Source organism: Geobacillus sp. CAMR5420, assembly GCF_000691465.1.
Lineage (GTDB): Bacteria > Bacillota > Bacilli > Bacillales > Anoxybacillaceae > Geobacillus > Geobacillus thermoleovorans.
This window is the reverse complement of the sequence record NZ_JHUS01000052.1, coordinates 15,272-41,933: the sequence shown is the minus strand read 5'-3', so window position 1 is coordinate 41,933 and position 26,662 is coordinate 15,272. Positions and strand designations below refer to the sequence as shown.

Sequence of the window (26,662 nt, the reverse complement as noted above, 5' to 3'; positions counted from 1 at the left end):
CAGTGGAAGTGAAATATGTGACGGTCGGGGCGTTGACGAAGTACATCAAACGCAAGTTCGATGTCGACCCGCATTTGCGCGATCTATGGGTGAAGGGCGAGATTTCGAATTTTAAGCAGCATTCGCGCGGCCATATGTATTTTACGTTGAAAGACAGCCAAGGACGCATTGCCGCCGTCATGTTCGCCGGCTACAACCAGCATTTGCCGTTCCGCCCTGAAGATGGGATGAACGTGCTCGCGCGCGGGGAAATTTCCGTCTATGAACCGAACGGCAACTATCAGCTTTATGTCAAAGAAATGCAGCCGGAAGGCGTCGGAAGCCTCTATTTAGCCTACGAACAGCTGAAGCAGCGGCTCGAGGCGGAAGGGTTGTTTTCGCCGGTCCATAAAAAGCCGCTTCCAGCCTTCCCTCGCTGCATCGGCGTCGTTACATCGCCGACTGGAGCGGCGGTGCGCGATATTATGACGACGATTCGCCGCCGCTATCCGCTCGCTAAAGTCATTTTGTTTCCAGCGCTCGTTCAAGGGGACGGGGCGGCGCCCTCCATCGTGCGCGCCATCGAGCGGGCGAATTCGTTCGGCGGGGTTGATGTGCTGATTGTCGGCCGCGGCGGCGGCTCGATCGAAGAATTGTGGGCGTTCAATGAAGAAATCGTCGCTCGCGCCATCTTCGCCTCAAAAATACCGATTATTTCCGCTGTCGGCCATGAAACAGATTTTACGATCGCCGACTTTGTCGCCGATTTGCGGGCGCCGACGCCGACGGCAGCAGCTGAGATGGCGGCGCCGCATGTTGGGGAGCTCGCTGAGCGGCTCGCCGAGCGGAAATGGCGGCTCATCCGCGCCATGAAAGAGCAGCTTGCCGCTGATAAAGAGCAGCTTCGCCGGCTGCAAGGATCCTACGCATTCCGCTATCCCAAGCGGCTCTATGAACAAAAAGAACAGCAGCTTGATGCGTTGCTTGAGCGGCTTAGCCGCCAACGCGAACGGCTCGTCGACAAACATCGTCAGCGGTTGCATGAGCTTGACATGAGACTATGGCGGCACCATCCAGCTGCAGAGCTTGAGCGGATGAAAGAACGGCAAAAGGCGGCCGCCAATGCGCTGGAAAAAGCGATGCGCACCGCGGTGGAGCGCCATCGGTTCCGCTTTCGCTCCAACCTCGCCCGGCTTGAGGCGCTCAGTCCGCTTCGCATCATGGAGCGCGGCTACAGCTTGGTGTACAATGAGCAGGGCGAGCTCGTGAAACGAACGAACCAGCTTCGAATCGGCGAGCATCTTTCCATTCAAGTTCAAGACGGACGAGTCGATTGTCAAGTGACGGGAGTGGAGGAAAAACACGTATGAGCGAAGAAAAAGAGATGACGTTTGAAGAAGCGATGAAAAAACTGGAGGAAATCGTCGAAAAGCTCGAGGAAGGGAACGTGCCGCTTGAGGAGGCGATCGCCTTTTTTCAAGAAGGCATGAAACTGTCCAAGCTTTGCCATGATAAATTGCAGCATGTGGAGAAACAGTTGGAGTACATGCTGCGTGAAGACGGCGAGCTTGTCCCTTTTTCGCCGGAGGAGGAGTGACGGGTGGCGCAGCTTTCGGTTGAACAGTTTCTCAACGAACAAAAACGGGCCGTCGAGGCGGCGCTTTCCTCCTATATGGCGCGGCTTCGTGGGCCGGAGACGCTGAAAAAGGCGATGGCCTACTCGCTTGAGGCCGGCGGCAAACGAATCCGCCCGCTTTTGTTGCTGGCGACCATCCAAGCGCTTGGCAAAGACCCGGCGATCGGTCTGCCAGTCGCTTGCGCCATTGAAATGATCCATACGTACTCGCTCATTCATGATGATTTGCCAAGCATGGACAACGATGATTTGCGGCGCGGCAAACCGACGAACCATAAAGTGTTCGGCGAGGCGATGGCCATTTTGGCCGGGGACGCCTTGCTTACGTATGCGTTTCAATTGATCGCCGAGGTTGATGACGACCGCGTTCCGCCTTCCGTCCGGCTGCAGCTCATCGAGCAGCTCGCGAAGGCGGCCGGCCCGGAAGGCATGGTCGCTGGACAGGCGGCTGATATGGAGGCGGAAGGAAAAACGCTGGCGCTTGCGGAACTGGAATACATCCACCGCCATAAGACGGGGAAAATGTTGCAATACAGCGTGCACGCCGGCGCCCTGCTTGGCGGCGCCGATGGTCGGCAGACGCGCGAACTCAACGAGTTCGCCGCACATTTAGGCCTCGCCTTTCAAATTCGCGACGATATTTTGGACATTGAAGGAATGGAAGAAAAAATCGGCAAGCGAGTCGGCAGCGACCGCGACAACAAGAAGGCGACATATCCGGCGCTTCTTTCGCTAGGCGGTGCCAAAGAGAAACTGGCGTTTCACATCGACGCCGCGAAGCGCCATTTGCAACAAGCCAAAATCGATGACGCGGTGCTGGTCTACATTTGCGAGCTTGTCGCGGTCCGCGACCACTGATGCGGGGCGGCGGCCTCTTGTTCCCGTTGTTCGCTTTCCTTCGGGGCGGAGGCGGCCTTGTTTTTTTGGTTGTTTTCCGCCGGGCGGCCGCCGCAAGTTCTATAGATACACCACAAAACGCGTCCTAGTGATGACGGGCTGCGTTGGCGGGAAAAGTCGATTTTTCGCGCCGGATCATGTATAATAATACTACCTGTACGAGGAGAAACGGCTCGGAGAACGACAGAATGAAAGCGAGTGATCTTTGTTGGACTTGACAAAAATTGACCATCCGCGCGTTGTCAAAAACATGTCCATTCCTGAGCTGAAACGGTTAAGCGCCGAGATTCGGCGGTTTTTAATTGAGAAGTTGTCGAAAACGGGCGGACATATCGGCCCGAACTTAGGGGTCGTCGAGCTGACGATCGCCCTCCACCGCGAATTCGACAGCCCAAAAGACAAGCTCATTTGGGATGTCGGACACCAGTCATACGTGCATAAAATTTTGACCGGACGCGCCGCCGCGTTTGACACGCTCCGCCAATACAAGGGGCTGTCCGGGTTCCCGAAACGGAGCGAAAGCGAGCATGACGTGTGGGAAACGGGCCATAGCTCGACGTCGCTGTCGGCGGCGATGGGAATGGCGATCGCCCGTGATTTGAAAGGGACGGATGAATACATCGTGCCGATCATCGGCGACGGGGCGCTCACCGGCGGCATGGCGCTTGAGGCGCTCAACCATATCGGGCATGAGAAAACGGATATGATTGTCATCTTAAACGACAATGAAATGTCGATCGCCCCGAACGTCGGCGCGTTGCACAACATCCTCGGTCGGTTGCGCACCGCCGGCAAATACCAGTGGGTGAAAGATGAACTGGAGCTGCTGCTCAAGCGCATCCCAGCGGTCGGCGGCAAGCTGGCGGCGACGGCCGAGCGGCTGAAAGACAGCTTGAAATATTTGCTTGTCTCCGGCGTGTTTTTCGAAGAGCTCGGGTTTACGTATTTAGGCCCGGTCGACGGCCACGATTTTGAGGATTTGTTTGAGAACTTGCGCTATGCGAAGAAGATGAAAGGTCCGGTGCTTGTGCATGTCATCACGAAGAAAGGGAAAGGATACAGTCCGGCGGAAAACGACAAAGTCGGCACATGGCACGGCACAGGGCCGTACAAAATCGAAACCGGCGCTTTTGTCAAAACGAAAGAGGCCGGTCCGTCATGGAGCGCGCTTGTCAGCGAAACCGTGCGCCGGCTCGCTCGCACCGACCCGCGCATCGTCGCGATTACGCCGGCGATGCCGGTCGGCTCGAAGCTGGAAGGGTTCGCAAGCGAGTTTCCAGATCGGATGTTTGATGTTGGCATCGCCGAGCAGCACGCGACAACGCTCGCGGCTGGATTGGCGACGCAAGGGATGAAACCGTTTTTGGCCATTTATTCGACATTTTTGCAGCGCGCCTATGACCAAGTCGTCCATGATGTATGCCGGCAAAACTTAAATGTCTTTTTCGCCATTGACCGTGCTGGGTTGGTCGGGGCGGACGGCGAAACGCACCAAGGGGTGTTTGACATCGCCTTTTTGCGCCATGTGCCGAATTTGGTGTTGATGATGCCAAAAGACGAAAACGAAGGACAGCACATGGTGTACACCGCCATCCGCTACGACGACGGGCCAATCGCCATGCGTTTCCCGCGCGGCAACGGGCTTGGCGTACCGCTTGATGAGGAGCTGAAAGAAATCCCAATCGGCACGTGGGAAGTGTTGCGCGACGGCTGCGATGCGGCGATTTTGACGTTTGGCACGACGATTTCGATGGCGCTTAAGGCGGCCGACGAGCTGGCGAAAGACGGCATATCGGTGAAAGTCGTCAACGCTCGCTTTTTGAAGCCGATGGACGTGGCGATGCTTCACGAACTGCTTGAGAGCCGCCTGCCGATCTTAACGGTCGAAGAGGCGGTGCTGCAAGGCGGCTTTGGCAGTGCTGTGTTGGAGTTTGCTCATGATCATGGTTATCACGGAGCGGTCATCGAACGGATGGGCATCCCGGACCGCTTTATCGAACATGGAAGCGTCAGCGAGCTGCTCAATGAAATCGGGCTGACGTCGACCCATATCATCGACCGCATCAAAACGATGGTGCCAAGAAAACAGAAAAGGGCTTGAGACATGAAAGGAAAAAAAGAACGGCTCGATGTGCTGCTTGTCGAACGAGGGCTGGCGGAAACGCGGGAAAAGGCGAAGCGAGCGATCATGGCCGGGCTTGTCTATTCAAACGACGTTCGACTCGATAAGCCCGGGGAAAAAGTGCCGGTTGACATTCCGCTTGAGGTGAAAGGCAACCCGCTTCCGTACGTCAGCCGCGGTGGGTTGAAACTGGAAAAAGCGTTGCGCGAGTTTCATATTCGCGTGGAAAATAAAATTGTTCTTGACATCGGCGCGTCGACCGGCGGTTTCACCGACTGCGCCTTGCAGCATGGGGCGAAGCTGACGTATGCCGTCGATGTCGGCTACAACCAGCTTGCCTGGAAGCTGCGTCAAGACGAGCGCGTCGTTGTAATGGAGCGGACGAACTTCCGCTACGTGACGCCGGATCAGTTTACGAAAGGGCTGCCGGAAGTAGCTGTCATCGATGTCTCGTTTATTTCGCTGCGGCTCATTTTGCCGGTCGTCAAGACGGTCATGGTGCCGGGCGGCGATGTGATTGCTCTCGTCAAGCCGCAGTTTGAAGCCGGCAAGGAAAAGGTCGGCAAAAAAGGGATCATCCGCGATCCGAACATTCACGAGGAAGTGCTCGAATCGATCATTCAATTCGCCTGCGCGGAAGGGTTCGATGTTCTTCATTTAACGTATTCACCGATTACCGGCGGCGACGGCAATATTGAATTTTTGCTTCATGCTGCCTATCCTGGAGGAAACCGGGAGGGAGAAAACCGACTGCCAGCATCCGTCGCCGACGTGGTGAGCGAGGCGCATGCCCGATTGCGGGCGGGGAGCGTGGAGCCAAGCGGCAAATAGCGTCGGCGGGACGGACAATCTGCTCTGCACTTTGAAAAGCGGGGAGGTGGCGCAATGTGAACAAAGGGCAAAGGCATATTAAAATTCGCGAAATCATTATGAACCATGACATTGAAACGCAAGACGAGCTTGTCGACCGGCTGAGAGAAGCTGGCTTTAACGTCACCCAGGCGACCGTCTCGCGCGACATTAAAGAAATGCAGCTCGTCAAAGTGCCGATGGCCAACGGCCGCTACAAGTACAGCCTTCCGTCCGACCAGCGCTTCAATCCGTTGCAAAAGCTGAAGCGGGCGCTTGTTGATGTGTTTGTGAAGCTTGACGGAACGGGCAACTTGCTTGTGTTGCGGACGCTGCCGGGCAACGCCCATGCCGTCGGCGTCTTGCTCGACAATTTGGATTGGAACGAAATCGTCGGTACGATTTGCGGCGACGATACGTGCCTGATCATCTGCCGTACTCCGAAAGATGCGGAAAAAGTGTCCGACCAGCTGTTGTCCATGCTCTAGGCGAGGACCGGCCCAGCTTCCGTTCCACGTTCAAGGACGGAACGACAGGGCGGTCCTCGTTTGCAAATCCGAACATACGTGCTATAATCAAAAGTGGAATTAATCGGACAGGCAAGGAGTGGTGAAATGCTCGCCGAGCTGTCGATTAAAAATTTCGCCATTATCGAGTCGCTCTCGTTGTCGTTTGACAAAGGGCTGACGGTGTTAACCGGCGAAACGGGAGCCGGCAAATCGATCATCATCGACGCGATTCATTTGTTGATCGGCGGACGCGGCTCCGCTGAATTTGTCCGCTTTGGAGCGGAAAAGGCGGAAATCGAAGGGCTGTTTTTGCTTGATGATGACCGCCATCCGTGCTGGCAAAAATGCGCAGACGTTGGCATCGACGCCAGCGACGGCATGATCGTGTTGCGCCGCGATATTTTCGCCAACGGCAAAAGCGTCTGCCGCATTAACGGCAAGCTCGTCACGACGGCGGTGCTGCGCGACATCGGGGCGACGCTTGTTGATATTCACGGCCAGCATGAACATCAAGAACTGATGGATCCGTCCCGCCATCTGCCGCTTTTAGACGAGTTCGGCGGCCTAGAGGCGGCAGAGGCGCTTGCTCGCTACCGCGCCGTCTACGAGCGGTATGAGGAGCTCGGAAACAAATTGAAAAAGCTGAGCGAAAATGAACAGCAAATGGCGCACCGGCTTGATTTGCTGACGTTTCAGCTGCGTGAAATCGAGCAGGCGGCGCTCGAGCCGGGCGAGGACGAGCGGCTGATGGAGGAAAAAGTTCGCATCGTCAATTTTCAAAAAATTTATACCGCGCTGCAGAAAAGCTATGAGGCCCTCTCCGGAGAGGGACGCGGGCTTGATTCCATCGGGGAGGCGATGCGCCATCTCGATGACGTCGCAGGCATGGATGCAGCGCTCAAAGATGCGCATGAAACGACGGCGAACTGCTACTATTTGCTCGAGGAAGTCATGTACAAGCTGCGCGATCAAATTGAGGAGATGGAATACGACCCAGAGCGGCTCGATGCCATTGAAAGCCGTCTCGCGGAAATCGGGCAGCTCAAACGAAAATACGGGGCGACGATCGCCGATATTTTGCACTATGCCGAGACGATCGCCGAGGAAATCGAGACAATCGAAAATCGCGAAACGCATGTGCATGAGCTTACGCAGCAGCTCGCTCTGGTGACGGACGAGTTGCTCACGGAGGCGAAAAACGTCACCGCTGTTCGGCAAACATATGCCCGGCGCCTGATTGAGCGCATTCATCAAGAACTGAAAGACTTGTACATGGACAAAACGAAATTTGACATCGTATTTGCCAAGCGCGAAGGATCGCTTGACGCTCCCTTGGTCGACGGCGTGCCGGTTAGGTTCCAAGAAGATGGCATCGATGTCGTCGAGTTTTACATTTCGACGAACGTCGGCGAGCCGTTAAAACCGCTCGTCAAAGTCGCTTCCGGCGGCGAGCTGTCGCGCATTATGCTGGCGTTGAAAACGATTTTTTCCAAACATCAAGGAGTGACGTCGATTGTTTTTGATGAGGTCGACACCGGTGTCAGCGGACGCGTCGCCCAGGCAATGGCGGAAAAAATTTACCGCATCGCCAGCCAGTCGCAAGTGCTTTGCATTTCCCATCTGCCGCAAGTCGCTGCGATGGCGGACACGCACTTGTTGATCGCCAAAGAGACGGATGGGGAACGGACGAAAACAGTCGTGAGGAAGCTCAATGAGGAGGAGAAAGTGAAAGAAATCGGGCGGATGATTTCCGGCGTCGAGATGACGGAATTGACGAAACGGCATGCCAAAGAGCTGTTGGAACTGGCGGCGAAAATGAAACATTGATTCCTGTTTCCCCTGTTCGTCGAGGGGAGGCGCATCCCTCTCAAAGCGGGCCGATTCCGCCTGCCTGTTCTGCCTTGGCGCCCGCTTTCCTTAAGAGAACTACGGTGTTTCATAAAGATAAGCAAAAAGCCGCGCGGCTGTCCGGATGCAAGTCCATCCAATTCCGGGCAGCTTTTTTATCGACAGGGCGATTATATTTTCCCCGGTTCAGGCAAAATTAAAACTGTAACCGTTTTTGCATGGTGTAGGCGGGAGCGAGGAGAGTGGACGACATTGAATAAAGAAACGGCGCGAAAAATCGCAGGAGTGCTTCTCCTTGGTATATTGACGGCCATCGCCTTTTCCAAACCGATGAAGGAATATTGGCAAATTCCGAAGCAGCTTGTCCTGTTTGAAGGCGATGCGGTTGAATTTCCTGCCGCTTCCCTTCCCGTGCAAGCGGCCGTCAATGACCGAAACGCTCCCGAAACGCTCAATATTGAGCGAAAAAACGGTTCTCTGTCTGTAAAGGCGAAACGCCGCGGACATGAAACGATGATGTTGCAGGTTGCCGGAATGCCGATCAAGCAAGTGGATGTCAACGTGCTGCCGACGCTCAAAGTCATTCCCGGCGGACAATCGATCGGCGTCAAGCTCAATACCGTCGGCGTTCTTGTCGTCGGTTACCACCTTGTCGAAACCGAAAACGGGAAAAAATCGCCGGGAGAGGCAGCCGGCATTCAAGTCGGCGACATCATTATCGGCATTAACGGCCAAAAAATCGAAAACATGAGCGACCTTTCCCCTTTCATCGAGGAGGCCGGCAAAACGGGAAAACCGCTTCATCTAAAAATTCTGCGCGATCAGCACTCCATGACGGTGAAGCTCGTTCCGCTGAGAGACAAGCATGACGATGTGTACCGCATCGGCCTGTACATTCGCGATTCGGCCGCCGGCATCGGGACGATGACATTTTACGACCCCAAATCAAAAACATATGGCGCACTTGGCCATGTCATCTCTGACATGGATACGAAAAAGCCGATTGTCGTGCAAAACGGGCAAATTATGCGCTCGACCGTCACATCGATCGAAAAAGGGACGAGCGGCAATCCAGGTGAAAAATTAGCCCGCTTTTCCGACGGCGAAGAAGTGATCGGCACGATCACCACCAACAGCCCGTTTGGCATTTTCGGCAAGCTGATCAAACCACTGCCGAACGGTCCGTTCACAAAACCGATCCCGGTTGCCTTGGCGAACCAAGTGAAAGAAGGACCGGCAAAAATATTGACAGTGGTGGAAAACGACAAAGTCGAGCAGTTTGACGTGGAAATTGTCAGCACCATTCCGCAGAAATTTCCGGCGACCAAAGGCCTCGTGATTCGCGTCACGGACCCGCGCTTGTTAAAGAAAACAGGGGGCATCGTCCAAGGGATGAGCGGCAGTCCGATCATTCAGGATGGAAAACTTGTCGGCGCAGTGACGCACGTTTTCGTGAACGATCCGACATCCGGCTATGGCGTCCACATTGAGTGGATGCTGCAAGAGGCAGGCATCGATCTATACGGCAAACAAAAGAAAGCGAGCTGACAAAGTCGGCTCGCTTTTTCCCGGCAGCCAACATTCGATTCTTGCGTATATTTGGTGAAATGACGAGTGATGATTTGGTCACCATTCATCTCTTCCTGATCATCCCAAGGTCAATGTTTCGAAATGCTGTGAGCGGCTTGATTGATTCCGCCATATTGGTTAGGCTGCCACTAAAAATTTTTCAAAAAAGGCGGCAAAAATTTTGCCGGTTTGGCATAGATATTTGGTGAAACATCCATTAAAATGAAATGTGTAAAGATTTTTCGACAAACGCATCGCTGGTGAAAACGAATATTGTCTAATGAGCTCGTTTTTTGTTATAATTTTTATTTTTTGAAAAATAAAAGGATTTTTTGCCGCTGTTGTCGAATGTACGTTAATGGAATGTTACATAGCAAGAAAAAGTGGAGGAGGACGATCGTTTTGAGCATTAAGGTGTGCATTGCCGATGATAACCGCGAATTGGTGACATTGCTTGACGAATATATCTCGAGTCAGCCGGACATGGAAGTGATTGGCACGGCGTATAACGGCCAAGATTGCCTTCATATGCTCGAGGAAAAGCGGCCGGATATTTTGCTTCTGGACATCATTATGCCGCACTTGGATGGGTTGGCTGTGCTTGAGAAAGTCCGCGCAGGTTGTGAGCATCAGCCGAGCGTCATTATGCTGACGGCGTTCGGCCAGGAGGATGTCACGAAAAAGGCAGTGGAACTCGGCGCTTCCTACTTCATTTTAAAACCGTTCGACATGGAGAATTTGGTCCATCACATTCGGCAGATTCATGGCAAAACGGCGCCGATGGTCAGAAAAACCGGCTCTGCCTACCAGGCGCGCGACAACAAACCGAAAAATTTGGATGCGAGCATTACGAGCATCATCCATGAAATCGGCGTCCCGGCGCATATTAAAGGCTATCTGTACTTGCGCGAAGCGATCGCGATGGTGTACCACGACATCGAACTGCTCGGCTCCATCACGAAAGTGCTCTATCCGGACATCGCGAAAAAATACAACACGACGGCCAGCCGCGTCGAGCGCGCCATTCGCCATGCGATCGAAGTCGCTTGGAGCCGCGGCAACCTCGAATCGATTTCCTCGCTGTTCGGCTATACGGTGAGCGTCTCGAAGGCAAAGCCGACAAACTCGGAATTCATCGCCATGGTGGCCGATAAGCTCCGGCTTGAGCATAAAGCATCGTAACGGAAAACGAATGATAGCCAAAGCGGCAAGACGCTCCGCAATCGGGGGCGTCTTTTTTGCCGTTTGGCGGCTTGCTGGAACGAAAAAAGGGGGAACGTGGCTTGCGCCGGTGTGGTGCACAGAGGCGGCTTTACCGCCAAGGGCCAGACGGTTAAGATGGGTCGTTTTCTTTTTCTTTTTTCTCCAATTCCAGCAGCTTGTTCACCAAAATGTGCGGCGGCATATGCATGATCTGCTCGATCGGCACGCCGAGCGCTTTGGCCAGCTTTTGCGCTGTTTCCAGCGAAATTTTCAACGGCTGCATCATCTCCACCTCGTTTGTTCATAGTATTATTTTTAGTATAACGAACGACCGCCGGTTTCGGCCAGCTCGTTGGCTGAACGGCGAATAAATGCGAAAGGAAGAAGGCAGAATGACATTGATTTTTGCCCACCGCGGGGCGGCGGGGACGCACCCGGAAAATACGATGGCGGCGTTTATCGAGGCGGAAAAAGCGGGAGCGGACGGCATTGAATTGGATGTGCAGCTCACAAAAGACGGCGAAGTGGTCGTCATTCATGACGAAACGGTCGACCGGACGACGGACGGCAGCGGCTGGGTGAAAGACATCACGTACCGCGAACTGCGCCGATTGAACGCGGCGGCCATGTGGGACGGCAAACACGGCCATTGTCCGATTCCGCATCTTGAGGAAGTGCTTGCTTGGCTGTCATCAACACGGATGGCGGTCAACATCGAGCTGAAAAATAGCCTCATCGCCTACGAAACGCTTGAGCAAAAAACGATCTCCCTCGTGCGCCGCTATGGGCTTGAGAAGCGGACGATTTTGTCATCGTTCAATCACCATAGCATGCGCCTTTGCCGAACGCTTGCACCGGAAATCGAGACGGCGCTCTTGTACATTGAGCCGCTGTATGCCCCATGGACGTATGTGCGTGCCATGAACGCCGACGGGGTGCATCCGCACTATCGGACGGTGACGGCGGAATTTGCCGCCGAAGCGCGGCGGCGCGGGGTGGCGGTCCGCCCGTTTACGGTAAATAAGCGAAATGTGATGAAAACGATGTTTGCTTATGGCGTTGACGCCGTCTTCACCGACTACCCGCGCCAAGCGAAGCAATGGAAAGAGAAAACGCCTTAACGAGAGACGTTAAGGCATTTTTTGTTTGCCTTGAAATGGATGTTTTCCCAGTGTAATAGGCATCAACGTTCCGGGTCAAGGCGTTTTTCGTTTTCGTTGAAAACGCGCCTGCACTTTGTTGCGTTTCCGGTCGCGGTGCAGCAAAAAACCGCCGAGAAACGCCAGCCCAGCGGCAAACAGCGCGAGCCCGGCGAGAAATTGCAGCCATAAGGCAGAAAACAGCGGCCCGTTGATGCCAAACAACGCATCGCGCATCCATTTGATGCCAAGCGCCGCTCCAAGCCCGGGAATGACTAAAATCAACAGCGCAATCATTCGCCCCATCGCGATCGCGTTCCTTTCCGAAAAGAGTAGCCTTATCGACTATCATAGCGGTTATTGGGCGTTTGTCAAGGAAAGAGCAAATCAAGTATGATAAAAGTGTCTGCAAAAATTGGCATACTATAAAGTGTGGTGAATGGACATGAAAAAAGTGATGATCATTGGGGCTGACTCGCGCGGAATGTCGCTTTTGAAGCTGCTTCACGGGGCGTCGGGATTTGACGTTGTGGCGGTTGTTGACGTCGATGAACAAGCTCCGGGGGTGCAACTGGCGCAAAAATGGGGCATCGCTGCTGCGAGCGACTGGCGTCCATGGATGGCCGAGCCGCTTGATTTGATCATTGAAACGACGGGCAGGGCGGATGTCCTTGAGGAAATCCGTCGATTGGCGCCAGAGGGAGCCAATATTGTCCCAAGTGCAGTCGCGCAGATGATGGCCGAGCTCGTTGAAGAAAAAGAAGCGCTCATCGCCAAATTGAAAAGCGAAGTGGCTCGGCGCGCGCTCATCTTTCATTCGTCCCACGATGGCATGATTGTCGTTGATGAATATGGTTACATTACCGATATGAATCAAAGCGCGGCGGAGCTGCTTGAAGTCGATAAAGACAAAGTGATCGGCAAGCATATTTTGACCGTTCTGCCGTCAAGCGGCTTGCCGCGCGTGCTCGAAACGAGGCAGACGGAGTTTCATCAAGAAGTGGAGCTGGCCAATGGAAAAAAATTGATCACCACCCGCATCCCGATCATCGATGACAATGGCAAACTGTTTGGGGCGCTCGCGGTATTCAAGGACATCACCGAGCTTGTCGCTTTGGCGGAAGAAATCACCGACTTAAAAGAAGTCCGCATGATGCTCGAAGCGATCATCTATTCGTCGGAAGAGGCGATTTCCGTCGTCGATGAAAATGGGAACGGTATTTTGATCAACCCGGCGTATACACGGCTCACCGGTTTGACAGAGGAAGACGTCATCGGCAAACCGGCGACCGCCGACATCGCCGAAGGGGAAAGCATGCATATGCAAGTATTGAAAACGCGCCGCCCGGTGCGCGGAGCGCGCATGAAAGTCGGCCCGAAAAACCGGGATGTCATCGTCAATGTTGCGCCGATTATTGTTGATGGCGTATTGAAAGGGAGCGTCGGCGTCATTCATGATGTGTCAGAAATTCAGCGGCTGACGACTGAGCTCAATCGGGCGCGGCAAATCATCCGCACGCTCGAGGCGAAATATTCGTTTGCCGACATCGTCGGCGAGTCGGAAGAGATGAAGGTTGCCATCGAGCAGGCGAAGCTGGCGGCGAAAACACCGGCGACGATTTTGCTGCGGGGGGAATCAGGGACGGGCAAGGAGCTGTTCGCCCACGCCATTCACAACGCGAGCGACCGAAAGTATAACAAGTTTATCCGCGTCAACTGCGCGGCCATTCCGGAAACATTATTGGAAAGCGAACTGTTTGGCTATGAGGAAGGAGCGTTTTCCGGCGCGCGGCGCGGAGGCAAGCGAGGGCTGTTTGAAGAAGCAAACAACGGAAGCATTTTCCTTGACGAAATCGGCGAACTGTCGGCCAGCACGCAGGCGAAGCTGCTCCGCGTCTTGCAGGAGCGGGAGATCGTCCGCGTCGGCGGGACGAAGCCGATCCCGATCAACGTCCGCGTCATCGCCGCCACGAACGTCAACCTTGAAAAAGCGATTGCCGAAGGCGCCTTTCGCGAAGACTTATACTATCGGCTCAATCGGATGCCGATTTATATTCCACCGCTGCGTGCCCGCAAGGAAGACATTCCAGCTCTTTGCCGGCGTTTGATCCAGAAACTGAACCAAGATTACGGGCGCAACGTCGAAGGTGTCACGGATGAAGCGATGGCGAAGCTTCTTGCCTATGATTGGCCGGGAAATGTCCGCGAGCTCGAAAATGTGCTCGGGCGGGCGATGATTTTCATGAAATTTCATGAAGTGATGATCGATGCGACGCATTTGCCGCCGCTCGCTTCGCCTTCGTCAGTGCCGGCTCATCGAGTGGAAACGGAAGAGGAGATTCGGCCGCTTGAGGAAATGGTGAGCCGATACGAAGCGAGCTTGATTGAGCAGGCGCTTCGCCGCCATCGCGGCAATAAAACAGCGGCGGCCCGGGCGCTTGGCATTTCGGTGCGCAATTTATATTACAAGCTGGAGAAATACGGGCTTGACAAAAATATCATGCAATAATTTGCGCGGAGTGAAGAATATTGCACATATCTGTTTGCGAAGGTAGTGTGTTTTAAAGCGCTTTCAGTCATTTTTGGTTGGCACAGTTTTTGCATAAAAAGACTGTGCCGCACGATTTGCAGAAAAGGTTGGTGCAGATGATGAAGCTTGAATCGTTAGTGCAAGAAGCAAGACAATGCCAGGACCGGACGGTGGCCGTGGCGGCGGCGGAAGATGAAGAAGTGATTGAAGCGGTGGCGATGGCGCTCGAACACCGTCTCGGACGCTTTGTGCTTTATGGCGATCGGGAGCGGCTCGGACGGCTGTTGAAGGAAAAAGGATGCGCCCGCTTTTCCGACGTCGATGTCGTTCATGCGAATTCGATCGGGCAAGCCGCAGAGCTTGCCGTGCGCGCCGTCCATTTGAACGAGGCGGATGCGTTGATGAAAGGGCATGTGCCGACGGCAACGCTGCTGAAAGCGGTCTTGAACAAGGAGTATGGGTTGCGCGCTGGGAAGGTGTTGTCCCATGTCGCTGTTTTTGAGGTGCCGGAGTTTGAACGATTTGTCATCGTCACCGACGCGGCGATGAACATCGCTCCGGATTTGGAGCAAAAGGTGCAAATTGTCAACAACGCCGTCAGCATCGCGCGCTCCATCGGCATCGAGCGCCCGAAAGTCGCGGCGCTGGCGGCGGTGGAGACGGTCAATCCGGCCATGCCGGCAACACTTGATGCAGCGGCGCTCGCAATGATGCAAAAGCGGGGGCAAATCGAACATTGCCTCGTTGACGGACCGCTTGCGTTGGACAACGCGGTGTCGCTGGCGGCGGCGAAGCATAAGCGGATTGAAAGCGAAGTGGCTGGACAGGCTGATATTTTGCTTGTGCCGGACATTGAATCCGGCAACATGCTGTATAAGTCGCTCGTCTATTTTGCGAACGCACGCGTCGGCGCGGTCATCGCTGGGGCGAAGGCGCCGATCGTGTTGACGTCGCGCGCCGACTCGGCGGAAAGCAAACTGTATTCGTTGGCGCTTGCTATTTGTTCGGCAGCAAAATGAAATAGATGAAGGAGGCCATCAGTGATGGAACTGTTTCAATATATGGAAAAATATGATTATGAGCAAGTGTTGTTTTGCCAAGACAAAGAATCCGGATTGAAGGCGATCATTGTCATTCATGACACGACGCTCGGCCCGGCGCTCGGCGGGACGCGCATGTGGATGTACAATTCGGAAGAAGAGGCGCTTGAAGACGCCCTGCGCCTCGCCCGCGGCATGACGTACAAAAACGCGGCCGCCGGCCTTAATTTAGGCGGGGGCAAGACGGTCATCATCGGCGATCCGCGCAAAGATAAAAACGAGGCGATGTTCCGCGCGTTCGGCCGGTTCATTCAAGGGCTGAACGGCCGCTACATCACGGCGGAAGACGTCGGCACGACCGTTGCCGATATGGACATCATCTATCAGGAAACGGACTATGTCACCGGGATTTCGCCGGAATTCGGCTCATCCGGCAACCCGTCGCCGGCCACGGCTTACGGCGTATATCGCGGGATGAAAGCGGCGGCGAAGGAAGCGTTTGGCAGCGATTCGCTTGAAGGAAAAGTTGTCGCCGTCCAAGGGGTTGGCAATGTCGCCTACCATTTATGCCGCCATTTGCACGAAGAAGGAGCGAAACTCATCGTTACCGACATCAACAAGGAAGCGGTGGCGCGCGCGGTCGAGGAATTTGGGGCGAAAGCGGTCGACCCGAACGACATTTACGGCGTGGAGTGCGACATTTTTGCTCCATGCGCGCTCGGCGGCATCATCAACGACCAAACGATTCCGCAGCTGAAAGCGAAAGTGATCGCCGGCTCGGCGAACAACCAGCTGAAAGAGCCGCGCCATGGCGACATGATCCATGAAATGGGCATCGTCTATGCACCAGATTATGTGATCAACGCCGGCGGCGTCATCAACGTCGCCGATGAGCTGTACGGCTACAACCGTGAACGGGCGATGAAAAAAATCGAGCAAATTTATGACAACATCGAAAAAGTGTTTGCCATCGCCAAGCGTGACAACATTCCAACGTATGTGGCCGCTGACCGGATGGCCGAAGAACGAATTGAAACGATGCGCAAAGCGCGCAGCCAATTTTTGCAAAACGGCCATCATATTTTAAGCCGCCGCCGCGCCCGCTAATAGTGGCGAGGGGCGGCCTTCCGCCCCGCCGGCGGATGATGGAGGGACAGCAACGATGGAAGAGCAGAAGTTTCGCATTTTAACGATCAATCCAGGCTCGACTTCAACGAAGATCGGCGTCTTTGAAAACGAACGGCCATTGCTCGAAAAAACGATCCGCCACGAGGCGGACGTGCTTCGGCAATATAAAACGATTGCGGACCAGTATGAGTTTCGCAAGCAAACGATTTTGCAAGCACTGGATGAAGAAGGGATCAATTTATCGAAGTTGAGCGCCGTCTGCGGCCGCGGCGGGCTTCTTCGTCCGATCGAAGGCGGTACGTACCGCGTCAATGAGGCGATGCTTGAAGATTTGCGCCGCGGTTATTCGGGACAGCACGCCTCCAATCTCGGCGGCATTTTGGCGCATGAGATCGCCTCGGCCTTAAACATCCCGGCGTTTATCGTCGACCCGGTCGTCGTCGATGAACTTGATCCAATCGCCCGGATCAGCGGATTTCCGCTCATTGAGCGGCGCAGCATTTTCCACGCCTTAAACCAAAAAGCGGTCGCGCGCCGCGTCGCCAAGCAGCTCGGCAAACGGTATGACGAACTGAACTTGATCGTCGCCCATATGGGCGGCGGCATTACGGTCGGCGCCCACAAGCAAGGAAGGGTCGTCGATGTCAACAACGGGCTTGATGGCGAAGGCCCGTTCAGCCCGGAGCGCGCCGGGACGGTGCCAGCGGGCGATTTGGTTGCTTTATGCTTCTCTGGTGAATATTACCGCGAAGAGATCATGAACATGCTCGTCGGCGGCGGCGGCCTTGTCGGTTATCTTGGCACGAATGATGCGGTGAAAGTCGAGAAAATGATCGAAGCCGGCGATGAAAAGGCCAAGCTCGTGTATGAGGCGATGGCGTACCAAGTGGCGAAAGAAATCGGTGCGGCAAGCGCCGTGCTTTCCGGCAAAGTCGACGCCATCATTTTGACCGGCGGACTGGCGTATGGCAAATCGTTTGTCGAACAGATCACTCGCCGCGTGCAATGGATCGCCGATGTCATCGTCCATCCGGGCGAAAACGAACTGCAGGCGCTCGCGGAAGGCGCGCTTCGCGTCCTGCGCGGCGAAGAAGAGGAAAAAGTGTATCCAGGCAAGGCCGTTTCGCCGGTTCCAGCCCGGCGCTGATGCGGCAACGGACAGAAAGGAGAAGGCAAGATGGCAAAAGAATACGATGTCGTCATTCTCGGCGGAGGAACGGGTGGCTATGTGGCCGCCATTCGCGCCTCGCAGCTCGGGTTGAAAACGGCCGTTGTGGAAAAAGGGAAGCTCGGCGGCACGTGCCTGCACGCTGGCTGCATTCCGTCCAAAGCGCTGCTTCGCAGTGCCGAAGTGTACGCACAAACGAAAAACGGCGAGGCGTTTGGCGTCATCGCCGACGGCGTGCGCCTTGATTTTGCCAAAGTGCAGGCGCGCAAAGCGGCGATTGTTGAGCAGCTCCACAAAGGCGTGCAGCATTTGATGAAAAAAGGGAAAATCGATGTGTACGCCGGCACCGGCCGCCTGCTCGGCCCGTCGATCTTTTCCCCGCTGCCGGGGACGGTGTCGGTCGAAATGAACGACGGCAGCGAAAACGAAATGCTCGTCCCGAAATTCGTCGTCATCGCCACCGGTTCGCGCCCGCGCACGCTGCCGGGGCTCGAGCCGGACGGCGAATTCGTGATGACGTCCGATGAGGCGTTGCAAATGGAGGTGCTTCCGTCGTCTATCTTGATCGTCGGGGGCGGCGTCATCGGCATGGAATGGGCGTCGATGCTCAACGATTTCGGTGTGGAGGTCACCGTGCTTGAGTATGCCGATCGCATTTTGCCGACAGAAGATGAAGATGTCTCAAAAGAAATGGAAAAACTGCTCCGCCGCCGCGGCGTCAACATCGTCACAGGAGCGCGGGTGCTCGCGGAAACGCTCGAGAAAGGAAACGGCGTCACGATCCAAGCGGAGCATCAAGGCGAGCGGAAAACGTTTGCGGCCGACAAGATGCTCGTTTCCGTCGGGCGTCAGGCGAACATTGAAGGAATTGGTCTTGAAAACACCGAAATTGTTGTGGAGAAGGGATATATTCAAACAAACGAGTTCGGCCAAACGAAAGAATCGCACATTTACGCAATCGGTGATGTCATCGGCGGCCTGCAGCTGGCCCATGTCGCTGCCCATGAAGGGATTGTCGCCATTGAGCATTTGGCCGGGCACAACCCAGCGCCGATTGACTATACGATGGTGCCCCGCTGCATTTACACCCGTCCGGAAGCGGCGGCGGTCGGCTTAACCGAACAAGAGGCGAAAGCGAAAGGCTATGATGTCAAGATCGGCAAATTTCCGTTTAAAGCCATTGGCAAGGCGCTTGTGTTCGGTGAGGCGGAAGGGTTTGTGAAACTCATCGCCGACCGGAACACGGACGATCTGCTTGGCGTCCATATGGTCGGGCCGCACGTGACCGATTTGATTTCCGAAGCCGGGCTCGCCCGCGTGCTTGATGCGGCTCCGTGGGAAGTGGCCCATGCGATCCACCCGCATCCGACGCTGTCAGAGGCCATGGCGGAAGCGGCGCTGGCGGTCGATGGCAAAGCTATTCATTTTTAACCGATTTCGCCGTATGCGCGCGGCGCGTGATCATTGGTTGACTATGTGAATCTAAGGGAGGTTGTTGCGATGGCGCAAAACCGTCATCAGGCGCTTGGATTAAGCGATGACACGGTGTTGGAAATGTATGAAACGATGCTCTTGGCCCGCAAGCTCGATGAGCGGATGTGGCTGTTAAACCGCGCGGGGAAAATTCCGTTCGTCATCTCATGCCAAGGGCAGGAGGCGGCGCAAGTCGGCGCGGCATTCGCCCTCGACCGGACGAAAGACTATGTCTTGCCGTATTACCGCGATGTGGGCGTTGTCCTGACGTTTGGCATGACGCCGAGAGAATTGATGTTGGCGGCGTTTGCCAAGGCGGAAGACCCGAACTCCGGCGGCCGGCAAATGCCAGGGCATTTCGGGAAAAAGAAAAACCGGATCGTCACCGGTTCATCGCCCGTGACGACGCAAGTGCCGCATGCGGTTGGCTTTGCGCTGGCGGCGAAAATGGAAAAGAAAGATTTTGTCGCCTTCGTCACGTTCGGCGAAGGGTCGTCGAACCAAGGCGACTTCCATGAAGGGGCGAACTTCGCCGGCGTTCATAAACTCCCAGTCATCTTTATGTGCGAAAACAACAAGTACGCCATTTCCGTGCCCATTTCGAAACAACTCGCGTGCGAAAAGGTGTCCGACCGCGCCATCGGCTATGGCATGCCGGGCTATACGGTCGACGGCACCGATCCGCTTGAAGTGTACCGAGTCGTGAAAGAAGCGGCCGACCGCGCCCGCCGCGGCGAAGGGCCGACGCTCATCGAGGCCGTGACATACCGGCTGACGTCGCACTCGTCGGACGATGACCACCGCGTCTATCGGACGGAAGAAGAGCTCGCCGAAGCGCGCGCCAAAGACCCGATCGTGTCGTTTGCCAACTATTTGAAAGAAACCGGTGTTTTGACCGACCAGCTTGACGAGGACATTCAAGCGCGCGTCATGAAAGAAGTGAACGAAGCGACCGACTACGCGGAGAAGGCTCCGTACGCCGAGCCGGAGCATGCGCTTCGCTACGTGTATGCCGAGGAGTAAGGGGGAATCGACGATGCCTGTTATTTCCTATATTGATGCGGTTACGATGGCAATTCGCGAAGAGATGGAGCGCGACCCGCGCGTGTTTGTGTTAGGAGAAGACGTCGGCCGAAAAGGCGGAGTGTTCAAAGCGACGCAAGGATTGTACGAGCAGTTTGGCGAAGAGCGCGTGATTGATACGCCGCTTGCCGAATCGGCGATCGTCGGCGTCGGCATCGGCGCGGCGATGTACGGCCTGCGCCCGATCGCGGAAATTCAGTTTGCCGACTTCATCATGCCGGCGGTCAACCAAATCATTTCGGAGGCGGCGCGCATTCGCTACCGCTCGAACAACGACTGGAACTGCCCGATCGTCATCCGCGCTCCATACGGCGGCGGTGTTCACGGTGCTCTGTACCATTCTCAATCGGTGGAAGCGATTTTCGCCAACCAGCCGGGGCTGAAAATCGTCATGCCGTCGACGCCGTATGATGTAAAAGGATTATTGAAAGCGGCGATTCGCGATGAAGATCCGGTGCTCTTTTTCGAGCATAAACGCGCCTACCGCCTCATTAAAGGAGAGGTGCCGGAAGACGACTACGTATTGCCGATCGGCAAAGCTGATGTCAAGCGTGAAGGAGAGGACATCACGGTCATCACGTACGGGCTGTGCGTCCATTTTGCCTTGCAGGCGGCCGAACGCGTCGCACAAGACGGCATTTCCGTCCATCTGCTCGATTTGCGCACCGTCTACCCGCTTGACAAAGAAGCGATCATCGAAGCGGCGAGCAAAACGGGGAAAGTGCTGCTCATTACGGAAGACAATAAAGAAGGCAGCGTCATGAGCGAAGTCGCCGCCATTATCGCGGAGCATTGTTTGTTTGATCTCGACGCGCCGATTATGCGCCTTGCCGGTCCAGACGTTCCGGCCATGCCGTATGCGCCGACGATGGAGAAGTTCTTTATGGTCAACCCGGAAAAAGTCGAAAAAGCGATGCGTGAACTCGCGGCGTTTTAATGTAGGAGCAGTGGAGGAGCGGAGAACCCCGGTCCGCAGCGGAGCTTCTCAAGTTTTGAGGCGAACCGCAGGCGGCCGGGGCGCCGCGGCGAAGACATTGCAGCGAAGATAGGAGGGTATCGATGTGGCCATCGAACAATTGACGATGCCTCAGCTTGGGGAGAGCGTCACGGAAGGCACGATCAGCAAATGGCTCGTTTCCCCGGGCGACAAAGTGAACAAATACGATCCGATCGCTGAAGTCATCACCGATAAAGTGAGCGCGGAAATTCCGTCGTCGTTTGCCGGCGTCATTCGCGAGCTGATCGCCAAAGAAGGGGAGACGCTCCCAGTCGGCGCGCCGATTTGCACGATCGAAGTCGAAGGCGCTGCACCGGCTCCGGAAGCGAAGCCGGCGGATGAAGCGCCGAAAGCAGAAGACAACGCGGAACCAGCCGCTCCGAAACAGGCCGGCCGGGCAAACAACGGCCGCTATTCGCCGGCCGTGCTCCGCCTTGCCCAAGAACATGGCATTGACCTTGAACAAGTGAAAGGCACCGGCCTTGGCGGGCGGGTGACGCGCAAAGATTTGCTGAAGCTCATTGAGTCTGGACAAATTCCGAAAGCGGGAGCGGCACCGGCGGCGGAACAAGCGGCGCCAAAAGCGGAACCGAGAGCGGAGCAACCGGCCCCGGCCGCCGCGGCGGCTCAACCGTCTGCCGCTGCCGCGCCAACCGCGCCGCAGGCAGCGCCGATCAAACCAGCGGCCCCGAACGTCGAAGCCGGAGCGGGCGACATCGAAATTCCGGTCACCCCGGTGCGCAAGGCGATTGCGGCGAACATGCTCCGCAGCAAACACGAAGCGCCGCACGCTTGGACGATGGTCGAAGTCGACGTCACCGATCTTGTCGCCTACCGCGATGCGATCAAAGACGAGTTCAAGCGGCGTGAAGGCTTCAATTTGACGTATTTCGCCTTCTTCGTCAAGGCGGTCGCCCAAGCGCTGAAAGAATTCCCGCAGCTGAACTCGACGTGGGCGGGCGATAAGATCATTCAACGCAAAGACATCAACATCTCGATCGCCGTCGCGACGGATGACGCCTTGTTCGTGCCCGTCATCAAGCACGCCGATGAAAAAACGATCAAAGGCATCGCCCGCGAAATCGCTGAACTGGCGGCAAAAACGCGCGCCGGCAAACTGCGCCCGGAAGACATGCAGGGCGGCACGTTCACCGTCAACAACACCGGCGCGTTCGGCTCGGTGCAGTCCATGGGCATTATCAACTACCCGCAAGCGGCCATTTTGCAAGTGGAAACGATCGTCAAACGTCCGGTCGTCAAAAACGGCATGATCGCCATCCGCGACATGGTCAACTTATGTTTGTCGCTCGACCACCGCGTCTTGGACGGCCTCATTTGCGGCCGCTTCCTCGCCCGCGTCAAAGCGATTTTGGAAAACATGAACAAAGACAACACGCCGATTTATTAACGATTCCCCCATCGCCATCGGTTGGCGGTGGGGGTTTTTGCGTGGCGCGATTTCAAACTTCTTTCACAAATGTGAGGTATAATGAGGGCAGAAAAGAACGTGCGAAGGAGAAAAACGAGATGAAACGAGCGAGGGTATGGATGCTGTTGTGTTGCTTCTTTCTGCTAAGCGGCTGCGCCAATCCGTCGTTTCCCCCGGTGGTCGATTCGCTTTCCGTCGTCATCAGCCTCGATGTCAAAGCGGAAACGGTCACCTTTTTGAACGCGGAAAATGGCGGCAAAATCGCCCGCTGGAACATCAACGAACCGTTTCAAGGCGGGGCGTTGAGCCCAGACGGCCGGACGCTTCTTTTGTACGGGCGGGATCTTGACCGCGTGTATCGGTACGATCTCGCAGGTGGGAAGCTGCTTGGCGAATGGAAAATAGGAAGCGGCATTGTGAGCGCTGCTCCATCTCCGGATGGCCGCACGTGGTTTTTTGGCGACAGCACCCATCACGCGGTGCGCGTTGTGAGCCGGGACGGGAAAGAGATCGCCCGCCTTTCGGTCGGACGCTCCCCGATGACGCTGCTTGTCAATCGCCAGGAAACGGAGCTGTATGCCATCGACTTTCAAGACGGCCGCGCCTTTGTCATTGATACGAGCCGCCTCCGTGTCATTCGCTCATTTTCTGTGCCGAAGATGGCGTTAGGCGGATTGATGCGCGAGCGGCAAGGGGAGCTGTGGGTCGGCGGACATGGAAGCGGGAACAAGGTGGAGAAGAATATTCACGTCTATTCGCTTCGAGACGGCCGCTTGCTCCGGACGATTGCCGCCCCGGTCATGCCGGTTGATTTTGTCGAAACAGGCCGCGGCGTGTTTGTGCTAAGCCACGGTTCGAACACGGTCTATCAGTTTTTGCCAAGCGGGAAGCGGCTCAACTCCGTTTTGGTCGGCGCCAATCCGTTTGCCATGGAAGCGGCAGGAAGCCGTTTGTATATTGCGAGTTATGACAGCGATGAAATCATCGTGGTCGATGAGGCGACGCTGCGTCCGCTCGCCCGTTGGAAGACGGGAGACGGCCCGCTGCAGCTATTCATTCGGGAGGGACGAACATGAGCGAACGAACCGTTTTAATCGTCGATGATGAAGAAGAAATGCGCCTGCTCGTTGGCATGTATTTGGAAAACGCCGGCTTTCGCTGCCTCGAAGCAGGGGACGGGGAAGAAGCGCTGGTGCTGCTTTCGCAACATCCGGTTGATGCCGTGCTGTTGGACGTCATGATGCCAAAACAGGACGGATTCGCCGTCTGCGCCCGCATCCGCGAGCAGTCGGACGTGCCGATTTTGTTTTTGACCGCGCTTGGCGAAGAATGGGATAAAGTGAAAGGATTGAAGCTTGGCGGCGACGATTACATCGTCAAACCGTTCAGCCCAGGAGAGCTCATCGCCCGCCTTGAGGCGGTGTTGCGCCGGGTGCAGCGCGTCCGCGAGAATGACGGCCGGCTGCAATTTGGCGACCTTGCCATCGACGAAAAAGGACGAACCGTGACCGTTGGCGGCGAGGCGGTGAAGCTGACGTTGAAGGAGTTTGAGCTGCTGCTGTTTTTGGCAAAACACCGCGGTCAGGTGTTCAGCCGCGACGATTTGCTCGTCAAAGTGTGGGGATATGATTATACAGGAAACGCCCGCACGGTCGATACGCATGTGAAAACGCTGCGCATGAAGCTGAAAGACGCCGCCCGCCACATCCAAACCGTATGGGGCATCGGCTACAAGTTTGAGGGATGAACATGAAACGGCTTCGGTTAGGACAAAAACTATGGCTGGCGATCGGGGCCGCGGTCGTGGCGACGCTGGCGTTTTCCTTTGGCCTTCTGAATTATTTTTACCGGACGGTGTACATGAAAGAAGTTGAGCGAACGTTGATCGCGGAAGGGACGAGCCTCGCCCGCGACTATCGCGGCGGGGCGGTGACGGAGGCATATCGCCGTCAAATCGAATGGTATGACGAAAAATCAACGGCCACGATCTTGTTGATTGACAACCCGCGCGAACTGAGCGCCTGCTTTCCGTTTCCGGTCCACTATGACGCGTTAGTCAGCGGCCGCGACCGGGAAACGCTGTTAGCCGGGAAGCCTGTTGTCAAAACGGGATACGAAAAGCGGTTCGGCCGCCGCGTGATGGCGGTCGTCGTTCCGCTTTTGGACGGCAAGCGGCTTGAAGGAGCGATTTACTTGTATTTGCCGTTAGCCGACGTTCAGGAAGCAACGAAGCGGGCGGCCGCCGCGTTTTGGCCGTTGGCCGCCATATTCGCCGCCGCGCTTTTAGTTGTCGGCCGACGGATGGTGCGGCAGATGACCGAGCCGCTCCAAGCGATGGAACAAGCGGCAGAACGCATGGCGGAAGGACGCTACGAAGCGGACATCCCCGTGCGGAGCGATGATGAAATCGGCCGCCTGGCGGAGGCGTTCAACCAAATGGCGGACGCCATTGCTAAAGAAGACGAGCGGAAACGCGAGTTCTTAGCGAACGTCTCGCATGAGCTGCGCACGCCGCTCAGCTATATGAAAGGATACAGCGAAGCACTCCTTGCTGGCCTCGCGAAAACGAAGGAAGAAGAAAAGGCGTACCTTCGCCTTATCCACCGCGAAACGGAGCGGATGGAGCGGCTGGTGCGCGATCTTCTTGACCTGGCGCGCCTTGAAGGGCAAAGCGTGCCGCTCGAGCGCGCGCCGGTGGCGTTTGCCCAAGTGATCGAAGATGTCATCGCCACGTACGAACCGATCGCCGCGCAAAAGCGGATCGAGTTGGCGTGCGAGTTGGACTATGACATCATCGTCAACGGCGACGCCGACCGGCTCGAACAAGTCGTGCGCAACTTGCTCGACAACGCCATCCGCTACACCCCGGAAGGCGGCGCGGTGACGGTGCGGCTTTCCCGCTTGTCGGAAGCGGAAGGCGAGCTTGTCATCCAAGACACGGGAAAAGGAATTCCGAAAGACCAGCTCCCGCTTCTCGGCCAGCGCTTTTTCCGCGTCGACCGCGCCCGCACCCGCAAAGAAGGCGGCACCGGCTTGGGGCTTGCCATCGTCAAACAAATCGTCTCTCTTCATGACGGCGCGATTTGGTTCGACAGCGACCTTGGACGCGGGATGACCGTATTCGTCCGCCTGCCGCTCGTTCGGGAAGAGGAATAAACATCGTTCAAGACACAGGAATAGATGGTGTATAATCAATATAAAATTAGGAGGCAGGTGGAGGATATGGGTTCACCAGAAAAGGAACAGGCCCCTATGACCTACAAAGAGTATGCGACATGGCCGGAAGGAAAACGGTGCGAGGTGTTGGATGGGAACATCATCAGCATGGCGCCGTCGCCGACACCGGAACATCAATCAGTTTCGCTCCAACTTTCCATTGAATTCGGGATGCATCTTCGTGGGAAGGATTGCCGCGTGTTGGCCGCCCCGATCGATGTGTATCTTTTCGAAGATCATCGAAAGGGATGGATGGATGAAAACGTCCGAAACTGGGTATGCCCCGATCTTGTCGTCATCTGCGACAAAAACAAAATTCAAAAAAACCGCATTGTCGGGGCTCCGGATTTGGTCGTCGAGATCTTGTCCCCCGCCACGGCCAAAATCGACCGGATGGACAAACGGATCGCGTACGAGCGGGCCGGGGTGAAGGAATATTGGATCGTTGACCCGGCGAATCAAGTGGTGGAAGTGTATTTGCGCGGAAAAACAGGAAGATTGGAACTTCATGGAGTGTACAACCGGGATGACGCCGTTTTGGTTCATGTATTGAAGGATTTCGTGATCGATTTGCGAAACATTTTCCAATGAATAAATGGCAGTTGAGATTTTCGCTAAGCGGTGATTTGGAGGGGGACGAGGGAGCATCGTCCAAGAGAGCATGCAACAACGCCCTCTTCCTTTCATGTTTTTTCAGGGCTTCTTGGAGGATTTGTGAATCGTTGAGATGGTGTTGTTTCGCCAAGTCATCGAGCCATTTCGGGATCGTTCATGTTTTTTTGACCGCTTTGTTTTCCATTTCATGGCGAAATGGTGGCATCAGCAAGTTGTTTGCCTTTTTGTTCAT

24 protein-coding genes and 1 pseudogene are annotated in these 26,662 nt (G+C 55.6%); 22 read left to right on the top strand and 3 right to left on the bottom strand.

Annotation, left to right across the window (positions count from 1 at the left end):
- The first annotated feature begins 2 nt into the window (after window positions 1–2).
- The 9 genes from xseA to spo0A all read left to right on the top strand — a co-directional run bounded on the left by xseA (window position 3) and on the right by spo0A (window position 10,591).
- Window positions 3–1,349: an exodeoxyribonuclease VII large subunit gene (gene xseA / locus DI44_RS05095; protein ID WP_011231877.1), complete on the top strand. Its 1,347-nt coding sequence runs from the start codon at window positions 3–5 to the stop codon at window positions 1,347–1,349.
- Entirely contained in the window at window positions 1,346–1,576 is a 231-nt protein-coding gene (locus DI44_RS05100) for an exodeoxyribonuclease VII small subunit (RefSeq protein WP_012820585.1), read from the top strand. The genes xseA and DI44_RS05100 overlap by 4 nt, the downstream gene beginning before the upstream one ends.
- Before the next feature lie 3 nt (window positions 1,577–1,579).
- Window positions 1,580–2,473: a polyprenyl synthetase family protein gene (locus DI44_RS05105; RefSeq protein ID WP_011231875.1), complete on the top strand. Its 894-nt coding sequence runs from the start codon at window positions 1,580–1,582 to the stop codon at window positions 2,471–2,473.
- A gap of 247 nt (window positions 2,474–2,720) precedes the next feature.
- Window positions 2,721–4,613, top strand: a complete 1,893-nt coding sequence (gene dxs / locus DI44_RS05110; RefSeq protein WP_014196321.1) for a 1-deoxy-D-xylulose-5-phosphate synthase — start codon at window positions 2,721–2,723, stop codon at window positions 4,611–4,613.
- Between the two features lie 3 nt (window positions 4,614–4,616).
- Window positions 4,617–5,465 (top strand): TlyA family RNA methyltransferase, encoded by an 849-nt coding sequence (locus DI44_RS05115; protein ID WP_011231873.1) that lies wholly within the window; start codon window positions 4,617–4,619, stop codon window positions 5,463–5,465.
- Window positions 5,466–5,521: 56 nt separating this feature from the next.
- Window positions 5,522–5,971 carry a transcriptional regulator ArgR gene (gene argR / locus DI44_RS05120; RefSeq protein WP_011231872.1) on the top strand — a complete coding sequence of 150 codons (450 nt, stop codon included), beginning with the start codon at window positions 5,522–5,524 and terminating at the stop codon, window positions 5,969–5,971.
- A 126-nt stretch (window positions 5,972–6,097) separates the two neighbouring features.
- Complete coding sequence (gene recN / locus DI44_RS05125; protein ID WP_033025834.1) at window positions 6,098–7,819, top strand: DNA repair protein RecN; 1,722 nt, start codon at window positions 6,098–6,100, stop codon at window positions 7,817–7,819.
- A gap of 273 nt (window positions 7,820–8,092) precedes the next feature.
- The gene (gene spoIVB, locus DI44_RS05130) at window positions 8,093–9,388 is read left to right on the top strand and encodes a SpoIVB peptidase (RefSeq protein WP_011231870.1); all 1,296 of its coding nucleotides are present in this window, start codon (window positions 8,093–8,095) and stop codon (window positions 9,386–9,388) included.
- Between the two features lie 384 nt (window positions 9,389–9,772).
- Window positions 9,773–10,591: a sporulation transcription factor Spo0A gene (gene spo0A / locus DI44_RS05135; protein ID WP_171011203.1), complete on the top strand. Its 819-nt coding sequence runs from the start codon at window positions 9,773–9,775 to the stop codon at window positions 10,589–10,591.
- 151 nt (window positions 10,592–10,742) lie between these two features.
- Here the strand turns inward: spo0A and DI44_RS18205 are convergent, their stop codons facing one another.
- Entirely contained in the window at window positions 10,743–10,895 is a 153-nt protein-coding gene (locus DI44_RS18205; protein ID WP_011231868.1) for a YycC family protein, read from the bottom strand.
- 109 nt (window positions 10,896–11,004) lie between these two features.
- Between DI44_RS18205 and DI44_RS05140 the strand changes: the two genes are divergently transcribed.
- On the top strand, window positions 11,005–11,733 hold the full coding sequence (locus tag DI44_RS05140) for a glycerophosphodiester phosphodiesterase (RefSeq protein WP_011231867.1): 729 nt from the start codon (window positions 11,005–11,007) through the stop codon (window positions 11,731–11,733).
- A 75-nt stretch (window positions 11,734–11,808) separates the two neighbouring features.
- Here the strand turns inward: DI44_RS05140 and DI44_RS05145 are convergent, their stop codons facing one another.
- Complete coding sequence (locus DI44_RS05145; RefSeq protein ID WP_011231866.1) at window positions 11,809–12,057, bottom strand: DUF2627 domain-containing protein; 249 nt, start codon at window positions 12,055–12,057, stop codon at window positions 11,809–11,811.
- A gap of 139 nt (window positions 12,058–12,196) precedes the next feature.
- Here DI44_RS05145 and DI44_RS05150 point away from each other — a divergent pair, with 139 nt between their 5' ends.
- The 12 genes from DI44_RS05150 (at window position 12,197) to DI44_RS05205 (ending at window position 26,406) form a co-directional block, all read left to right on the top strand.
- Window positions 12,197–14,260: a sigma-54-dependent Fis family transcriptional regulator gene (locus DI44_RS05150; protein WP_033025864.1), complete on the top strand. Its 2,064-nt coding sequence runs from the start codon at window positions 12,197–12,199 to the stop codon at window positions 14,258–14,260.
- Window positions 14,261–14,397: 137 nt separating this feature from the next.
- The gene (gene yqiS / locus DI44_RS05155; protein ID WP_023633906.1) at window positions 14,398–15,300 is read left to right on the top strand and encodes a phosphate butyryltransferase; all 903 of its coding nucleotides are present in this window, start codon (window positions 14,398–14,400) and stop codon (window positions 15,298–15,300) included.
- 24 nt (window positions 15,301–15,324) lie between these two features.
- Window positions 15,325–16,428 (top strand): leucine dehydrogenase, encoded by a 1,104-nt coding sequence (locus DI44_RS05160; protein ID WP_011231863.1) that lies wholly within the window; start codon window positions 15,325–15,327, stop codon window positions 16,426–16,428.
- 55 nt (window positions 16,429–16,483) lie between these two features.
- Window positions 16,484–17,596 carry a butyrate kinase gene (buk, locus tag DI44_RS05165; protein ID WP_011231862.1) on the top strand — a complete coding sequence of 371 codons (1,113 nt, stop codon included), beginning with the start codon at window positions 16,484–16,486 and terminating at the stop codon, window positions 17,594–17,596.
- Window positions 17,597–17,626: 30 nt separating this feature from the next.
- Entirely contained in the window at window positions 17,627–19,048 is a 1,422-nt protein-coding gene (gene lpdA, locus DI44_RS05170) for a dihydrolipoyl dehydrogenase (RefSeq protein ID WP_033025833.1), read from the top strand.
- A 69-nt stretch (window positions 19,049–19,117) separates the two neighbouring features.
- Window positions 19,118–20,113: a thiamine pyrophosphate-dependent dehydrogenase E1 component subunit alpha gene (locus DI44_RS05175; protein WP_011231860.1), complete on the top strand. Its 996-nt coding sequence runs from the start codon at window positions 19,118–19,120 to the stop codon at window positions 20,111–20,113.
- Between the two features lie 13 nt (window positions 20,114–20,126).
- Window positions 20,127–21,110, top strand: a complete 984-nt coding sequence (locus DI44_RS05180; protein WP_021322378.1) for an alpha-ketoacid dehydrogenase subunit beta — start codon at window positions 20,127–20,129, stop codon at window positions 21,108–21,110.
- Between the two features lie 124 nt (window positions 21,111–21,234).
- The gene (locus DI44_RS05185; RefSeq protein WP_021322379.1) at window positions 21,235–22,578 is read left to right on the top strand and encodes a dihydrolipoamide acetyltransferase family protein; all 1,344 of its coding nucleotides are present in this window, start codon (window positions 21,235–21,237) and stop codon (window positions 22,576–22,578) included.
- 119 nt (window positions 22,579–22,697) lie between these two features.
- Window positions 22,698–23,675 carry a hypothetical protein gene (locus DI44_RS05190; RefSeq protein ID WP_021322380.1) on the top strand — a complete coding sequence of 326 codons (978 nt, stop codon included), beginning with the start codon at window positions 22,698–22,700 and terminating at the stop codon, window positions 23,673–23,675.
- Window positions 23,672–24,346: a response regulator transcription factor gene (locus tag DI44_RS05195; protein WP_011231856.1), complete on the top strand. Its 675-nt coding sequence runs from the start codon at window positions 23,672–23,674 to the stop codon at window positions 24,344–24,346. The genes DI44_RS05190 and DI44_RS05195 overlap by 4 nt, the downstream gene beginning before the upstream one ends.
- A gap of 2 nt (window positions 24,347–24,348) precedes the next feature.
- The gene (locus tag DI44_RS05200) at window positions 24,349–25,755 is read left to right on the top strand and encodes an ATP-binding protein (RefSeq protein ID WP_031206535.1); all 1,407 of its coding nucleotides are present in this window, start codon (window positions 24,349–24,351) and stop codon (window positions 25,753–25,755) included.
- Window positions 25,756–25,821: 66 nt separating this feature from the next.
- Window positions 25,822–26,406 carry a Uma2 family endonuclease gene (locus DI44_RS05205; protein WP_011231854.1) on the top strand — a complete coding sequence of 195 codons (585 nt, stop codon included), beginning with the start codon at window positions 25,822–25,824 and terminating at the stop codon, window positions 26,404–26,406.
- Between the two features lie 94 nt (window positions 26,407–26,500).
- Here DI44_RS05205 and DI44_RS19485 read toward each other — a convergent pair.
- A pseudogene (locus DI44_RS19485) lies at window positions 26,501–26,635 on the bottom strand (type II toxin-antitoxin system HicB family antitoxin); the annotation flags it as partial.
- Between the last annotated feature and the right edge of the window lie 27 nt (window positions 26,636–26,662).

Coding starts and splice junctions, on each gene's coding strand:
- DI44_RS05100 (WP_012820585.1), top strand. CDS start 1,346: ATGAGCGAAGAAAAAGAGATGACGTTTGAAGAAGCGATGAAAAAACTG.
- DI44_RS05115 (WP_011231873.1), top strand. CDS start 4,617: ATGAAAGGAAAAAAAGAACGGCTCGATGTGCTGCTTGTCGAACGAGGG.
- recN (WP_033025834.1), top strand. CDS start 6,098: ATGCTCGCCGAGCTGTCGATTAAAAATTTCGCCATTATCGAGTCGCTC.
- spo0A (WP_171011203.1), top strand. CDS start 9,773: ATGTTACATAGCAAGAAAAAGTGGAGGAGGACGATCGTTTTGAGCATT.
- DI44_RS18205 (WP_011231868.1), bottom strand. CDS start 10,895: ATGCAGCCGTTGAAAATTTCGCTGGAAACAGCGCAAAAGCTGGCCAAA.
- DI44_RS05140 (WP_011231867.1), top strand. CDS start 11,005: ATGACATTGATTTTTGCCCACCGCGGGGCGGCGGGGACGCACCCGGAA.
- DI44_RS05145 (WP_011231866.1), bottom strand. CDS start 12,057: ATGGGGCGAATGATTGCGCTGTTGATTTTAGTCATTCCCGGGCTTGGA.
- DI44_RS05150 (WP_033025864.1), top strand. CDS start 12,197: ATGAAAAAAGTGATGATCATTGGGGCTGACTCGCGCGGAATGTCGCTT.
- yqiS (WP_023633906.1), top strand. CDS start 14,398: ATGATGAAGCTTGAATCGTTAGTGCAAGAAGCAAGACAATGCCAGGAC.
- DI44_RS05160 (WP_011231863.1), top strand. CDS start 15,325: ATGGAACTGTTTCAATATATGGAAAAATATGATTATGAGCAAGTGTTG.
- buk (WP_011231862.1), top strand. CDS start 16,484: ATGGAAGAGCAGAAGTTTCGCATTTTAACGATCAATCCAGGCTCGACT.
- lpdA (WP_033025833.1), top strand. CDS start 17,627: ATGGCAAAAGAATACGATGTCGTCATTCTCGGCGGAGGAACGGGTGGC.
- DI44_RS05175 (WP_011231860.1), top strand. CDS start 19,118: ATGGCGCAAAACCGTCATCAGGCGCTTGGATTAAGCGATGACACGGTG.
- DI44_RS05180 (WP_021322378.1), top strand. CDS start 20,127: ATGCCTGTTATTTCCTATATTGATGCGGTTACGATGGCAATTCGCGAA.
- DI44_RS05190 (WP_021322380.1), top strand. CDS start 22,698: ATGAAACGAGCGAGGGTATGGATGCTGTTGTGTTGCTTCTTTCTGCTA.
- DI44_RS05195 (WP_011231856.1), top strand. CDS start 23,672: ATGAGCGAACGAACCGTTTTAATCGTCGATGATGAAGAAGAAATGCGC.
- DI44_RS05200 (WP_031206535.1), top strand. CDS start 24,349: ATGAAACGGCTTCGGTTAGGACAAAAACTATGGCTGGCGATCGGGGCC.
- DI44_RS05205 (WP_011231854.1), top strand. CDS start 25,822: ATGGGTTCACCAGAAAAGGAACAGGCCCCTATGACCTACAAAGAGTAT.